We start from the raw sequence: 13761 nt of genomic DNA, 5'->3' as shown, positions 1-13761 counted from the left end.
TCACCGACGTCGTGCCCGGCCTGGAGGTCATCGGCCCGGTCCCGCCGTTCGACGAGCGGATGCGCGCCATCCACGAGCGCGCCGCCGCGCGGCGCCGAGCTTAGAGCGTCAGCACGAGATCGTCGCCTCCGCCACCGGTATCCGCGCCACGATCAGCCATCCGTCGCCCTCGCGCTGCAGGCGGACGCCGATGGGCCCGGTCACGATCTCGAGCGGCGGCTGGGTCTGCTCCTGCACGACGACGCCCCAGGGCCGCTGGTCGACGCAGGCCTCGGCGCTGGCGTCGTCGCCGTCGACGCTGACCTGCACCTCGCCGATCTCCGGCTCGCCGATGCGGCGCTGCTGCTCGTCGATCATGTTCGTCACCCGGGCCAGCTGCGCTTCCACCACGTCACCGGTGGCGATGCCGTCGAACAACGCGGGATCGGGGTCGGGGCCGTTCTCCGAGTCGATCAGCGCGTCCCAGTAGGCGGCGTAGACGTCGCGGATCGCCGCGGCGTCCTGCTCGTCGGCGCTGGGCGGGGTGGTGGTGGCTGTCGTGGCCGTGGTGGCCGGTGGCGGGGTGGTCGCGAGACCGGCGGGCTCGTCGTCACCCGAACAGCCGCACAGACCGACCGCCAAAGCGATAGCCAGCACGACGCCGATCCTCGAATGCGACAACGCACTTGCCTCTCGTATCGCTCGTTGACGGGCCCGTTTCCGGGCCGCAGCCTACGGCGCGGCGTTCGCATCAGCAAACGCCGCCGAAGGACGTACGGACTGCGGCCCGGAAACATGGAACCGCCGGCCGCGCCTCGAGGCAGGCGGCCGGCGGCTCCCGTCAGGGGGTTGCCCTGTGGATCAGATGTCGAAGTACAGCTCGAACTCGTGCGGGTGCGGGCGCAGCCGGATCGGGTCGATCTCGTTGGTGCGCTTCCAGTCGATCCAGGTCTCGACCAGGTCGTCGGTGAAGACACCGCCTTCGAGCAGGTAGTCGTGGTCGGTCTCGAGGGCGTCGAGGGCCTCGCCGAGGGACGACGGGACCGTCGCGATGTTGGCGTGCTCCTCGGGCGGCAGCTCGTACAGGTCCTTGTCGACCGGCTCCGGCGGCTCGACCTTGTTGCGGATGCCGTCGACGCCGGCCATGAGCATGGCGGAGAAGGCCAGGTACGGGTTGCTGGACGGGTCCGGGACGCGGAACTCGATGCGCTTGGCCTTCGGCGACGTGCCGGTGACGGGGATGCGGACGGCCGCCGACCGGTTGCGCTGCGAGTAGACCAGGTTGACCGGCGCCTCGAAGCCGGGCACCAGGCGGTGGTACGAGTTCACCGTCGGGTTCGTCCACGCCAGCAGGGAGTCGGCGTGCTTGATGAGGCCGCCGATGTACCAGCGGGCGGTGTCGGACAGGCCGCCGTAGCCGAGCTCGTCGTAGAACAGCGGGTCGCCGTTCTTCCACAGCGACTGGTGGCAGTGCATGCCCGAGCCGTTGTCGCCGAACAGTGGCTTCGGCATGAAGGTGGCCGTCTTGCCGGCCTCCCAGGCGACGTTCTTGATGATGTACTTGAACAGCATCAGCCGGTCGCCGGCGTGCTTGAGCGTGTCGAACCGGTAGTTGATCTCGGCCTGCCCGGCGGTGCCGACCTCGTGGTGGGCCCGCTCGACCGGGATGCCCACGGCGGTCAGCGCCTGGACCATGGTGTCGCGCAGGTCGGCGTAGTGGTCGACCGGCGGGACGGGGAAGTAGCCACCCTTGTACCGCGTCTTGTAGCCGCGGTTGCCACCCTCCTCGACGCGGCCGGTGTTCCAGGCGCCCTCGATCGAGTCGATGTGGTAGTAGCCCTCGTTCTGCTTGGTCTCGAAGCGGACGTCGTCGAAGACGTAGAACTCCGCCTCGGGGCCGAAGTAGACGGTGTCGGCGATGCCGGAGGAGGCGAGGTACGCCTCGGCCTTGGTCGCGATGTTGCGCGGGTCGCGGCTGTACGGCTCACCGGTGAACGGGTCGACGATGGAGAAGTTCAGCGCGAGGGTCTTCGCCTTGCGGAACGGGTCGACGAACGCCGTCGCGGGGTCCGCGATCAGCTTCATGTCGGACTCGTGGATCGCCTGGAAGCCGCGGATCGAGGAGCCGTCGAACATCAGGCCCTCGGCGATCGCGTCGGCGTCGAACGCCGTTGCCGGCACGTTGAAGTGCTGCATGACGCCTGGCAGGTCGCAGAAGCGGACGTCGATGAACTCGACGCCCTCGTCCTTGACGAACTTCAGCAGTTCGTCCGGGTTGGTGAACATCCGCATCTCCTTCGCGCCTGAGCGGCGCACACTCCGCATCCGACGAACGGTCGGCGTTGACCGTATTACCCTCGTGGCCTGGACGCTAGATTCCCGGGATTTCCCGGCGGTGTCCCAAGTGTTTCACCAGTGTTACGTGCGACGTGAGAGGGTGGGCGGAGCCGATCTCCGGCCACCCCCTAGGCTCACAGGGTGAGCTCCGACCTCCAGCTGCCCGACCACGGACCCGGCTCGGCGGCTGGCTGGGGGCGCCGGTTCCTCGCGCTGCTGCTGGACTGGCTGGCCGGCAACCTCGTCGCGTTCATCGTCACCGGCGGCGACTCCGGCATCTGGGACGCCCAGAGCGACGTGTTCTGGCTGCCGCTGATCTGCTGGTACGTGCTGGTCGTCGCGTCGACGACGCTGGCCGGCGGCAGCCTGGGCCAGCTGATGCTCGGGCTGCGCGTCGCCCACCTGGGCGGACGGCGGCTCGGCCCGGTCATCGCGGCGGTGCGGACGCTGATGATCGCGCTGATCATCCCGCCGCTGGTGTTCACCAGCGAGGGCCGCGGCCTGCACGACCTCGCGTCGAACACCGTCGTCGTCAACGCGCGCTGAGCAGCGTGGGGTCGGTGACCCGCCCGACGAACAGCGGGGTGGCGGTCTCGACGTCGTGCAGCACGAAGACGAAGGGGCGGTCGACGGTCAGCTCGACCGGGCCATCGACCGGCGCGGACCCGGGCCCCATCTCGACGGAGGTCGCGGCCGCCGCCTCGGTGCCCTCCTCGTCGACGGTGATGGTGGCCTCGTGCCGGATCTCGCTCACGGTCAGCGGAACGACATCGGGGTCCGTGCTCATGGGGGCGAAGTCGGTGGTCAGCGGGTCGAAGGGCGCGGTAACTCCGAGGCCGGCCAAGGTCTCGGAGAGGGTCGTCGCGGTGCGCAGGTCGAACATCGGCAGCTGGAGATCGACCTGGGCGGTCTGCGTGGCGCCGAGCACCGTGCCGAGGAGCTCGCCGTCGAGGCGGCCCTCGACGGCCGCGAACGCGCCGGCGTCGGGCACCAGCAGCGTCATCGCCAGCTCGCGACCGGCGTACGGGATGGTCACTGACTGCCACCCGTCGCCGGCCTGGTAGGGGAACGTCGTCGCCAGCCTCATCGCCGGGGCCTGCACCACCTGCCCGCCGGCCGTGGTGAAGTCGCGCTGACCCGCGTCGTGGAATGCGGTGTCCCACGGCGCCTTCGCATAGAGCGCGTTGACGAGCACCAGCTTCGTGGCGTCGCTGAGCGCGTCGGGCGGGATCAGCTCGCCGATCTTGTCCTCGGTGTTGTCGGCCACCCAGCCGTTGATCGAGCCGCGTGCGGCCTCGGGGTCGGCGAAGTCGACCTGGCGCACGCCGGCGTCGTAGTAGCGCGCCAGCGTGTCCAGGAACGGCTCCTCCCACCGCGCGCCGTCCTGCGCCCAGAGCGAGTTGGCCGACGACAGCGCCACCTCGGCGGTCTCGCCGCCGGCGTTCTCGCGTTGGCCCGAGCGGGCGGCCAGGGCCTGCTCGAGCGAGTTCAACGCCTCGTGGAGCTCGTCCGGGCCGGTCGTGCCGAGGAGCGCGTCGAGCTGGTCGGCCGACGCCACGGTCGCGCCCGCGCGCAGCATGCCCAGAGCGACGACGATGCTCGTCGGCGAGTAGACGAGGTTGCCGTCGTCGGCGCCGGCCAGGGGTGTGTACAGGTTCGCGGCCAGGGTGCGGACGACCCCGCCGGCGGCCTGGGCGTCAGCGGCGGTCGCCTCCTCGCGGGCAGCCTCCGAACGGGCTACGTCCAGTTCGTCGCCGCCGCACGCCGAGGCCGCGACGACGACAGCGGCCGCGAGCAGCGCTCGTAGGGGCAGGCCGGTCCGCGATCGTCGACGCATGCTGATGAGACGCGCGGCGCCGCGACCCGGTTCGGACTCAGCGTCCGGGCAGCTGCGTCCCGCGCGGGATCCGGGCGCCCTTCGGCAGCGGACCTTTCGGGATGCCGATCGGCGTCGAGCCCAGCGCGCGCAGCCGCGCGCGCAGCTCCGTCACCTCGCCGGGCCGGAGGTTCTTCGGCAGCTTGTTGAGGTGCCGGGTCAGCCGGGGCAGCGACACCTGGCCCTCTTCGCGGCCGACGATGACCTCGATGATCGGCGTCTCGGGCGAGACGCGGGCGTGCCGCTTGCGCTCGTTCGCGAGCAACTGGGCGACGCGGCCGGCGACGGCGCCCTCGCCGATCAGCACGATGCCGGGCCGGCCGACGGCGCGGTGGACGACGTCCTGGTAGCGGTTGGCGCCCACCATCGGGGTGGTGTCCCAGCCACGGCGCAGCGTGCCGAGCGCGGCCGCGGCGGCGCCCGGCTGGCCCTCGATCTGCGAGTACGCGGCCCGCTCGGCCCGCCGCCCGAACACGATGGCGGCGGCCAGCAGCGCGATCGGCAGGCCGACGATGATCCACAGCCACAGCGGCCCGACGAAGATGCCGACGATGACCGACAGGGCGATGACGCCCAGGATGATGCCGAGCGTGATCCAGCCGACCCAGCGGTCGGACCGGCGGGCCATCTTGTAGGTCTGCCGGATCTGCGCAATCCGCCCGGTCTTCTCGGGCGTTCCCTGGTCGTCGTCGCGTGCCATGGGGAGAAGGTTACTTCTTCCCCGTCAATGCGCCGCGCGGGCCTCCATGGCCTGCCGGTACAGCCGCCCGGCGCGGTAGGACGAGCGCACCAGCGGGCCGGACATGACGCCGGCGAAGCCGAGCTGTTCGGCCTCGGCCTGCAGCTCGATGAACTCCTCGGGCTTGACCCACCGCTCGATCGGGTGGTGGCGCACCGACGGGCGCAGGTACTGGGTGATCGTGATCAGGTCGCAGCCGGCGCCGTGCAGGTCGGCCAGGGCCTGGGAGATCTCCTCGCGGGTCTCGCCCATGCCCAGGATGAGGTTGGACTTGGTGATCATGCCGGCGGCGCGGGCCAGCGAGATCACGTCGAGGGAACGCTCGTACCGGAACGCCGGGCGGATGCGCTTGAAGATGCGCGGCACGGTCTCCACGTTGTGCGCGAACACCTGCGGCGCGGCGTCGAACACCTGCTGCAGCAGGTCGGCCTTGCCGGAGAAGTCCGGCGTGAGGATCTCCACGCCGGTGTTCGGGTTGAACTTGTGGATCTCGCGGATGGTCTGCGCGTAGAGCCAGGCGCCCTCGTCGGGCAGGTCGTCGCGGGTGACGCCGGTGACGGTGGCGTAGCGCAGCCCCATCGCCTGGACGGACTCGGCGACCCGGCGCGGCTCGTCACGGTCGAGGTCCTCGGGCTTGCCGGTGTCGATGAGGCAGAAGTCGCACCGCCGGGTGCAGTGGTCGCCGCCGATGAGGAACGTCGCCTCGCGATCCTCCCAGCACTCGAAGATGTTGGGACAGCCCGCCTCCTGGCACACCGTGTGCAGGCCCTCGCGTTTCACCAGCGACTGCAGCTCGCGGTACTCCGGGCCCATGGTCGCCTTCGTCTTGATCCAGGAAGGCTTCTTCTCGATCGGCGTCTCGGCGTTGCGCACCTCGAGGCGCAGCAGCCGACGTCCCTCCGGCGCGACAGTCACCCCTCCACCCTACGTCTGCGGCTGCAGGGCGAGCAGGTCGTCGAGGTGACGTTCGACATACGGCAGCGCCTCGGCGACGGTGACCCGGCGACCCAGCTCGGCGGACAGCGTCGTCGTGCCGGCGTCGCTGATCCCGCAGGCGATGATGCGGTCGTACCAGCCGAGATCGTTGTCGCAGTTCAGGGCGAAGCCGTGCATGGTGACGCCCTGGGCGACGCGCAGCCCGACGGCGCCCAGCTTGCGGTCCTGCCCGCCGTCGCCGGGCTGGATCCACACGCCGCTGCGGCCGTCGACCCGGACCGCGGGGACGCCGAAGTCGTGGCAGACGTCGAGCATCAGCTGCTCGACCCGGCGGACGTAGCCGATGACGTCGTACGGCTCCGGCAGTTGCAGGATCGGGTAGCCGGTGAGCTGCCCGGGGCCGTGCCAGGTGATCTTGCCGCCGCGGTCGACGTCGATGACCGGCGCGCCGGCATCCAGCAGCGGCCGCTCCTCGGGCGTGGTGCGCTTGCCCGCGGTGTAGACCGCCTCGTGTTCCAGCAGGACGACCGTGTCCTCGATCTCGCCGGCCACCCGCGCGGCGTGCAGCCGCCGCTGCTCGTCCCACGCCTCCTGATACGGCACGAACCCGTCATGCCGGATGATCCGTAGCTCGCCCACGAACGTCGAGCCTACGCCCGCCGGGAAGTCCTGCGGCAACCGCGCGGTTGGCACCTGTCGTGGCGACATTCAACGGCGTACCGCTGTCCGTACTCGACCTGGCCCCCGTCGTGACGGGGTCGACGCCCTCGACGGCGCTGGCGAACACGCTGGAGCTGGCCCGGCTCGCCGACGACCTGGGCTATCGCCGCTACTGGCTGGCCGAGCACCACAACATGCCGGGCATCGCCAGCTCGTCGCCGCCGATCCTCATCGGGGCGGTGGCCGCGGCGACGTCGTCGATCCGGGTCGGGTCCGGCGGGGTGATGCTGCCCAACCACATGCCGCTCGTGGTCGCCGAGCAGTTCGGCACGCTCGAGGCGCTGCACCCGGGCCGGATCGACCTCGGCATCGGCCGGGCGCCGGGCACCGACGGGCTGACGGCGCACGCGCTGCGCGGCAGCAGCGACCCGCGGCTGGTCGAGGAGTTCCCGCAGCACCTGGCCCACGTCCGGGCGTTCCTGTCCGGCGAGTGGCCCGACGACCACCCGTACGCCGCGATCACCGCGACGCCGGGCCGCGGCGCCGACGTGCCGGTCTGGCTGCTCGGGTCCAGCGACTACAGCGCCCGGGCGGCCGCCGCGCTGGGGCTGCCGTTCTCGTTCGCCCACCACTTCAGCTCGGCCAATACCGTCCCGGCCCTGAAGCTCTACCGCGACGGGTACCAGCCGTCGGCCGCGCATCCGGCGCCGTATGCGATGGTCGCGGTCAGCGTCGTGCTGGCCGGCGACGACGAGCGCGCGCGGTGGCTGGCCGGGCCGATGCAGTTGTCGATGCTGCGGCTGCGACGTGGGCAGCCGGGCCCGCTGCCGACGCCGGAGGAGGCCGCGGCGCACGAGTTCGCCCCGGCCGAGCTGGAGCTGCTGGCGCCGTTCCTCAGCGGCCAGATCACCGGCGGCCCGGACACCGTCCGCCGCGAGCTCGAGGCGCTGCTGGAGCGCACCGCGGCCGACGAGCTGATGGTCGTGACGACGGTGACGCCGCACGCCGAGCGGCTGCGCTCGTACGAGCTGCTGGCGCGGCTGCTGCCTTAGGGAGCGGGTTCGGCGTCGAGGACGGTCTCCTTGGCCTCGCCGCCGGCCGCCTCGACGAGATAGCCCTGGGCGCCGTCGCGCTCGGCGTGGACGGTGGGCGGCTCGGCGCCGCGGTACAGCAGGCCGGCGCCGTCGTCGGTGGCGTACGAGGCGGGCAGCGTGCCGTCGGCGACCATCCGGTGCAGCAGCGGGCGGCGCTGGTCCTCGGAGTCGTAGTGCACGCCGTTGCCGTACGGCAGCAGCCCCAGCCCGTTCGAGATGGCGCGCAGCTCCGGGCCGAACGAGTCGGTCGGACCGCCGGTGTGCCAGCAGATCGATCCGGCCGACACGCCGGCAAGGACGACGCCGGCGTCCCACGCCTCGCGCATGACGTCGTCGAGGCCGTGCAGCCGCCACATCGCCAGCAGACCGGCGACCGAGCCGCCGCCGACCCACAGCACGTCCTGTGCCAGCACGTGCTTGCGCAGGTCGTCGACGTTCGGCATGGGAAACAGGCTCAGGTGCGACACGTCGACCGACCAGCCCGCGAACGCCGCGTAGATGAGCTGGACGTAGCTCACGCTGTCGCCGGAGGCGGTCGGGACGAAGCACAGCTTCGGCCGGTCCGCGCCGGTCAGCCGCAGCGCGAGCTTCGCCAGCCCGGCCGGGCGGAGCACGCCGCGCGCGTCGTAGGAGAACCCGCCGCTGGTGGCGAGGATCGTCGGCGTGCGGGTCATCGGGCCTCCTGGTCGTGGAACGCGGCGCGACGCCGACGGTAGCCGACGACCGCCACGCCGGCGGCGACGGCCATGACCACCACCGCCGCGGCCGCCAGCGGGGCCGCCGAGGCCACCGTCACAGCGCCCCACAGCACGCCCAGCCCGCCGACGGTCCAGATGACCGCCCAGAGCGCCGATCCGACGAGCATCGCGGCCAGGTAGCGGCCGAACGGCATGCGGGTGGCGCCGGCGACGGCGTTGACGGCGGTCTGCACGCCGATGGTGAGGAAGGAGAGCGTGACGGCGGCCGGGCCGTAGTGGGCGACGAAGCGCTCGGCGCGGTCCAGCCGCTCGCGGCCGATCCGGTCGCCCCAGCGCGACCGCGCGATGCTCGTCCCCGCGGCCCGGCCCAGCCAGTACGTCGCCTGAGCTCGGGCGACGACGATGCCGAACATGACGGCGATGCCCAGCCAGAGCGGCAGGCCGAACGGGCTGTCGGGGGCTGCGAGCGGCGTGACCCCGTCCATGTCCCTGATCGTAACCAGCCTTGTGACACGGCCGACCGGAGGTGTGACGCAAGGTTGTGACACGGCCGATGCGGCATCTGGGAGGAAGGTTTGCCTGGGTGTAATGGCGCGGATCCGGGGCCGCGGCCTGAGGTGTGACGCAAGGTTGTGACACGGCCGATGCGGCATCTGGGAGGAGGGTTTGCCTGGGTGTAATGGCGCGGATCCGGGGCCACGGCCTGAGGTGCGACGCGAGTTGTGACACGGCCGATGCGGCATCTGGGAGGAAGGTTTGCCTGGGTGTAATGGCGCGGATCCGGGGCCACGGCCTGAGGTGCGACGCGAGTTGTGACACGGCCGATGCGGCATCTGGGAGGAAGGTTTGCAACGATAAGCGGATGCAGGGTCTCGAGACTCCCGCGGGTTACACCATCACCCGACGGCTCGGCTCCGACGCGTCGGCCATGTACCTCGCGCGAGAGGACGCGACCGGTGCGTCAGTCACCCTGCGGTTTCTCGGCCAGATCGGCCCGCAGGTGCGCGACCGGCTGCGCATGGCGGCGCAGGCGCTGCGCGGCATCGACCACCCGCACGTCATCGAGTTCTACGACGTCGTCGATGGGCCGGGCGGGCCGGTCGTGGTGCTGGGCGCGGCCGAGGGCGGCAGCCTGGCCGGGATCATCGGCGCCCGCGGCGTGCTGCCGGCCGGCGAGGTCGTCACCGCGTGCGCGCCGGTCGCGGAGGGGCTCACCGAGCTGCACCGCCGCGGCATCGTGCACGGCGACCTCACGCTCGACGACATCGTCTTCAGCCTCGACGGCCGGCCCATGGTGGCCGGCGCCGGGCTGATCCAGGCCGGCGTCCCGCTGCGGGTCGGCCAGCGCGCCCGCCCGGTGCCGCCGGAGGTCCAGGCCGGATCGCCGCCCGGCCCGCCGGCCGACGTGTACGGGCTGGTCACGGCCGCCGTCGTGGCGCTGACGGGGTACCTGCCGTCGGCCCGGCTGGCGCTGCCCGCCGTCCCGCCGGCCACGCAGGCGTTGCTGGCCAGCGCGCTGGACCCGGTGCCGAACCGGCGTCCGCCGGTCAGCAGCATCGGCAACGTGTTCTTCGCGGTGGCCGACCCGGCGCCCGTCGAGCTGGTCCTCGAGGAGAACCACGCGACCACCGGGACGATGCGCCCGATCGTCGACGCACCCGTCATGGGCGCCGAGGACGACGTGGCCGCGTTCATGCGCCGCTCGACGTCCACCGGCCGCCGGGCCCGCCGTCGCGCCGAGGCAGGCGACGCGCGCGAGACCGCGCCGCCGGCACCCGCGGCCGGCGCCGTGGGCGGCCTGGCCGCGCCCGCGGCCGGCGGCGCCACCGTTCCCGGCGGGGCCGGCGTGAGCCCGACGGCACCGACCGGCCCGATCCGCACCCCGCGGCGGGGCCGTCGTGGCCGCGGCGAGGAGTCGCCCGCCGAGCCGCCGCCCGGCCGCGGGCTCGACGACGGCGTGAACGTGCCGGTGCCCGACGGGGTGCTGCCCGACGAGCGCCGGTCGCGCCGCACGCCGGGTGAGGTGCTCGCCGCCGCGCCGCGCACGCCGTCGGCCAAGGAGTCGCGCCGTGGCCGCGGCGCGCCGCCCGGCGACGACGAGCCCGGCGGCGCCCGTCGCAAGGACCGCATGTGGATCGTCAGCGCGCTGGTGGCCTTGCTGGTGGTCGCGGGCGTGGCGATCGTCGGCTGGCGGATCTTCGGCGACGACACCCCGACGGCGGGACCCGGCAGCGGCGCCAGCCCCGGCGACTCCGAGTCCGCGCCCGACCTGTGCGGCGGGCCGCAGCCGGCGCCCACCGCGCCGCCGCCCACCGTCACCGACTGGACCCAGGAGGTGCAGCGGCTCTACACGCTGCGCGCCCAGGCGTTCGAGGAGGGCGACGCCGAGCTGCTGTGCCAGGTGCACGCGCCGACCAACGCCATCCTCGACGACGACGCCGAGCTGCTCCAGGAGTACGCCGACGCCGGTGTGCACACCGAGGGCCTGTCGTTCGAGGTGGTCAACGCCGAGCTGGTGTCTCAGGAGGGCGGCCGGGCGACGGTGTCGATCACCCAGCGGATCCCCGACTACACGCTCGTCAACGACGACGGCGAGGTCGAGCAGGAGATCGAGGGCACCGAGGAGCAGACCTGGCAGGCCGACCTCGTCGCCGTCGCCAACCCCGACGGCACCAGCTCCTGGCGGTTCGGCTAAAGAGCGGCCCGGATGATCGCCCGCGCGTCCGGGTGGTCGAACTCGAAGCCGGCCTCGGCCAGCCGGGCGGGCACGATCCGCAGGCTGCCGAGCAGCTCCTCCGACGCCTGCCCGACGGCGAGCTGGAGCGCGAACCCCGGCACCGGCAGCAGCCGCGGCCGGTGCAGCTCCGCGGCCAGCACCCGGCTGAACTCGCCGTTGGAGACCGGTTCGGGCGAGGTGACGTTGTAGGGGCCGACGCTGCCGTGCTGCTCGATGAGGAACCGCAGCGCCCGGACCGTGTCGTGCAGCGAGATGACGCTCCAGAACTGCTCACCGTTGCCGAAGTGCCCGCCGAGCCCCAGCCGGAACAGCGGCAGCAGCGGCTTCAGCGCGCCGCCGTCCGGCCCGATCACGAAGCCGAAGCGGGTGTGGCAGACGGCGATGTCGGCGGCCTTCGCGGGGGCGGCGGCCTGTTCCCAGTCCTGGCACAGCCCGGCGAGGAAGCCGTCGCCGGGGCCGGACTCCTCGTCCAGCAGCTCGCGGCCGCGGTCGGGGCCGTAGTAGCCCATCGCCGACGCGCAGACGAACACGCGCGGCCGGGCGGCTAGCCCGGTCAGTGCGGACGCGAGCACCGTCGTCGAGCGGATCCGGCTCTGGTGCAGCTGCCGCTTGAACTTGCGGGTCCAGCGGTGCGCGCCGACGCTGACGCCGCCCAGGTGCACGACGGCCTCGACGCCGGCGAGGCGGGCGAGCGGGACCACGCCCTGCTCGGGGTCCCACTGCGCCTCGTTCGCGGCGGCCGGCCGGTGCCGGACCAGCCGCACGACGTCGTGGCCGGCGGCCGTCAGCCCGGCGACCAGCGCTGTGCCGACGAACCCGCTGGAGCCGGAGACCGCGACCAGCACCGGGTCAGAGACCCAGGTCGGCCTCGAACCGCCCGCCCTCGAGCCGCTTCTTCACCGTGGTGAGGAACCGGGCCGCGTCGGCGCCGTCCACCAGCCGGTGGTCGTAGCTGAGCGCGAAGTACACCATGTGCCGCACGGCGATGGTCTCGCCCAGGTTCGGGTCGTCGATGACCATCGGCCGCTTGACGACCGCGCCGGTGCCCAGGATCGCGACCTGCGGCTGGAAGAAGATCGGCGTGTCGAACAGCGCGCCCCGGCTGCCGGTGTTGGTCAGCGTGAACGTGCCGCCGGTGATCTCGTCCGGCGTCAGCTTGCCGGTGCGCGCCTTCTCGGCCACCTCGGCGATCTTGCGGGCCAGCCCGGCGATGTTGAGGTCGCCGGCGTCCTTGACCACCGGCACCAGCAGCCCGGCCTCGGTGTCGACGGCGATGACGAGGTTCTCGCGGTCGTGGTAGGTGACCTCGCCCTTCTCGACGTCGATCGACGCGTTGATCTTCGGGTGCTGCTTGAGCGCCTCGACCGCGGCCTTGGCGAAGAACGGCAGGAACGACAGCTTCACGCCCTCGCGCTGGGCGAAGTCGGCCTTCACCCGGTCGCGGAGGCGTGCCAGCGTCGTGATGTCGATCTCGACGACGCTGGTGAGCTGGGCGGTCTCCTGCAGCGACTCGTGCACGCGCTTGGCGATGACCTTGCGCATGCGGGTCAGCTTCTCGGTGGTACCCCGCAGCGGCGATGGCTCGGCCGACTCGGGCGCCTCGGCCTTCGCGGCGGCGGCCGGAGCGGGCTGGGCCGACGGGACCGGCTGCGCGGCGGCGGCCTTCGCGGCCTCGGCGGCGGCGAGGACGTCCTGCTTGCGGACCCGGCCGCCGATGCCGGTGCCCTCGACGGAGCTCAGGTCGACGCCGTGCTCGGCGGCGAGCTTGCGGACCAGCGGGGTGACGTACGGCGTCCCGTTGCCCGACGGCGCGGCGGCCGGAGCCTGGGCCGGAGCGGGCGCCGGCGGGGCCTGGGTGGCGGTCGCCTGCGGACCCGCGGTCTGCGGCGCCTGCGGGACGGGGTCAGGGGCGGGCGCCGGCGGCGTCGCGGCCGGGGCCTCCTGCGCGGGCGCCTCCTGGGCCGGCGCCTGCTGCTGCGCCGGCGCGGCGCCCTCGGCGCCGACCAGCGCGAGCACCGCGCCGACCTCGACGGTCTCGTCCTCGGCGACCTTGATCTCCAGCAGCGTGCCGGCGACCGGCGACGGGATCTCGGTGTCGACCTTGTCGGTGGAGATCTCCAGCAGCGGCTCGTCGACGGCGACCGTGTCACCCGGCTGCTTGAGCCAGCGGGTGACCGTGCCCTCGGTGACGCTCTCGCCCAGCGCGGGCAGCGTGACCTCGGTGCTCTCACCGCTCGCGCCGTTGCTCGACGCGGCCGCGGCCGCGGGCGCCGGCTCCGGCTCCTCGGCGGCCGGCGCGGGCTCCTCGGCGGGCGCCGGCTCCTCGGCCGGAGCCTCTTCCGCGGCCGGAGCCTCCGGCTCGGCCGGCGCAGCCTCGTCGGCGGCAGCCTCCTCGGCCGGGGCCGCCTGGCCGCCGTCGCCCGCGGACTCGCCCGCCTCGCCGACGATCGCCAGCTCGGCGCCGACCTCGACGGTCTCGTCCTCGGCGACCTTGATCTCCAGCAGCGTGCCGGCGACCGGCGACGGGATCTCGGTGTCGACCTTGTCGGTGGAGATCTCCAGGAGCGGCTCGTCGACGGCGACCGTGTCACCCGGCTGCTTGAGCCAGCGGGTCACTGTGCCCTCGGTGACGCTCTCGCCGAGTGCGGGCAAGGTGACGGAGGTTGCCATCGTCTGTCCTCTCGAGTGCTACGTACGGTCCGTCG

Annotated in this window: 13 protein-coding genes; 3 read left to right on the top strand and 10 right to left on the bottom strand. The window is 72.9% G+C overall.

Going from position 1 to position 13761, the window contains the following annotated elements; genetic code table 11:
• Positions 1–108: 108 nt before the first annotated feature.
• Both C1I92_RS17495 and glnA read right to left on the bottom strand, forming a co-directional pair.
• Positions 109–636, bottom strand: coding sequence for a hypothetical protein (locus tag C1I92_RS17495; protein WP_146605182.1), 528 nt, complete (start codon positions 634–636; stop codon positions 109–111).
• 204 nt (positions 637–840) lie between these two features.
• Positions 841–2265 (bottom strand): type I glutamate--ammonia ligase, encoded by a 1425-nt coding sequence (gene glnA / locus C1I92_RS17490; RefSeq protein WP_111255933.1) that lies wholly within the window; start codon positions 2263–2265, stop codon positions 841–843.
• Positions 2266–2457: 192 nt separating this feature from the next.
• Between glnA and C1I92_RS17485 the strand changes: the two genes are divergently transcribed.
• Positions 2458–2862 carry an RDD family protein gene (locus C1I92_RS17485; protein WP_111255932.1) on the top strand — a complete coding sequence of 135 codons (405 nt, stop codon included), beginning with the start codon at positions 2458–2460 and terminating at the stop codon, positions 2860–2862.
• On the opposite strand, the gene C1I92_RS17480 is transcribed toward C1I92_RS17485, so the two are convergent.
• From C1I92_RS17480 to lipB, 4 genes are read right to left on the bottom strand one after another with little or no spacing between them, the layout of a single operon-like run.
• Positions 2849–4153: a serpin family protein gene (locus C1I92_RS17480; protein ID WP_111255931.1), complete on the bottom strand. Its 1305-nt coding sequence runs from the start codon at positions 4151–4153 to the stop codon at positions 2849–2851. The two genes, C1I92_RS17485 and C1I92_RS17480, sit on opposite strands and share 14 nt — an antisense overlap.
• Positions 4154–4190: 37 nt before the next feature.
• Positions 4191–4892 (bottom strand): DUF4191 domain-containing protein, encoded by a 702-nt coding sequence (locus tag C1I92_RS17475; RefSeq protein ID WP_111255930.1) that lies wholly within the window; start codon positions 4890–4892, stop codon positions 4191–4193.
• Between the two features lie 24 nt (positions 4893–4916).
• Positions 4917–5846 carry a lipoyl synthase gene (gene lipA, locus C1I92_RS17470; protein ID WP_111255929.1) on the bottom strand — a complete coding sequence of 310 codons (930 nt, stop codon included), beginning with the start codon at positions 5844–5846 and terminating at the stop codon, positions 4917–4919.
• A gap of 9 nt (positions 5847–5855) precedes the next feature.
• Positions 5856–6575, bottom strand: a complete 720-nt coding sequence (lipB, locus tag C1I92_RS17465) for a lipoyl(octanoyl) transferase LipB (RefSeq protein ID WP_111255940.1) — start codon at positions 6573–6575, stop codon at positions 5856–5858.
• Between lipB and C1I92_RS17460 the strand changes: the two genes are divergently transcribed.
• Positions 6566–7579 carry an LLM class flavin-dependent oxidoreductase gene (locus C1I92_RS17460; protein WP_111255928.1) on the top strand — a complete coding sequence of 338 codons (1014 nt, stop codon included), beginning with the start codon at positions 6566–6568 and terminating at the stop codon, positions 7577–7579. The two genes, lipB and C1I92_RS17460, sit on opposite strands and share 10 nt — an antisense overlap.
• Here C1I92_RS17460 and C1I92_RS17455 read toward each other — a convergent pair.
• Complete coding sequence (locus tag C1I92_RS17455) at positions 7576–8295, bottom strand: Type 1 glutamine amidotransferase-like domain-containing protein (RefSeq protein WP_111255927.1); 720 nt, start codon at positions 8293–8295, stop codon at positions 7576–7578. The genes C1I92_RS17460 and C1I92_RS17455 overlap by 4 nt on opposite strands.
• Positions 8292–8804 carry a DedA family protein gene (locus C1I92_RS17450; protein WP_111255926.1) on the bottom strand — a complete coding sequence of 171 codons (513 nt, stop codon included), beginning with the start codon at positions 8802–8804 and terminating at the stop codon, positions 8292–8294. The genes C1I92_RS17455 and C1I92_RS17450 overlap by 4 nt, the downstream gene beginning before the upstream one ends.
• Positions 8805–9181: 377 nt before the next feature.
• On the opposite strand from C1I92_RS17450, the gene C1I92_RS17445 reads away from it, so the two are divergent.
• A complete protein-coding gene (locus C1I92_RS17445; protein ID WP_158564186.1) occupies positions 9182–11014 on the top strand; it encodes a serine/threonine protein kinase in 1833 nt (610 codons plus the stop codon).
• On the opposite strand, the gene C1I92_RS17440 is transcribed toward C1I92_RS17445, so the two are convergent.
• Both C1I92_RS17440 and sucB read right to left on the bottom strand, forming a co-directional pair.
• Complete coding sequence (locus C1I92_RS17440) at positions 11011–11901, bottom strand: TIGR01777 family oxidoreductase (protein WP_111255924.1); 891 nt, start codon at positions 11899–11901, stop codon at positions 11011–11013. The genes C1I92_RS17445 and C1I92_RS17440 overlap by 4 nt on opposite strands.
• Positions 11902–11905: 4 nt before the next feature.
• Positions 11906–13726, bottom strand: a complete 1821-nt coding sequence (sucB, locus tag C1I92_RS17435; RefSeq protein WP_111255923.1) for a 2-oxoglutarate dehydrogenase, E2 component, dihydrolipoamide succinyltransferase — start codon at positions 13724–13726, stop codon at positions 11906–11908.
• Positions 13727–13761 lie beyond the last annotated feature (35 nt).

The organism is Jiangella anatolica (assembly GCF_003236295.1).
In the GTDB taxonomy this organism is placed as follows: Bacteria; Actinomycetota; Actinomycetes; order Jiangellales; family Jiangellaceae; genus Jiangella; species Jiangella anatolica.
Note: the sequence above shows the minus strand (reverse complement) of the source record. Positions and strands in the feature narration are given on the sequence as shown.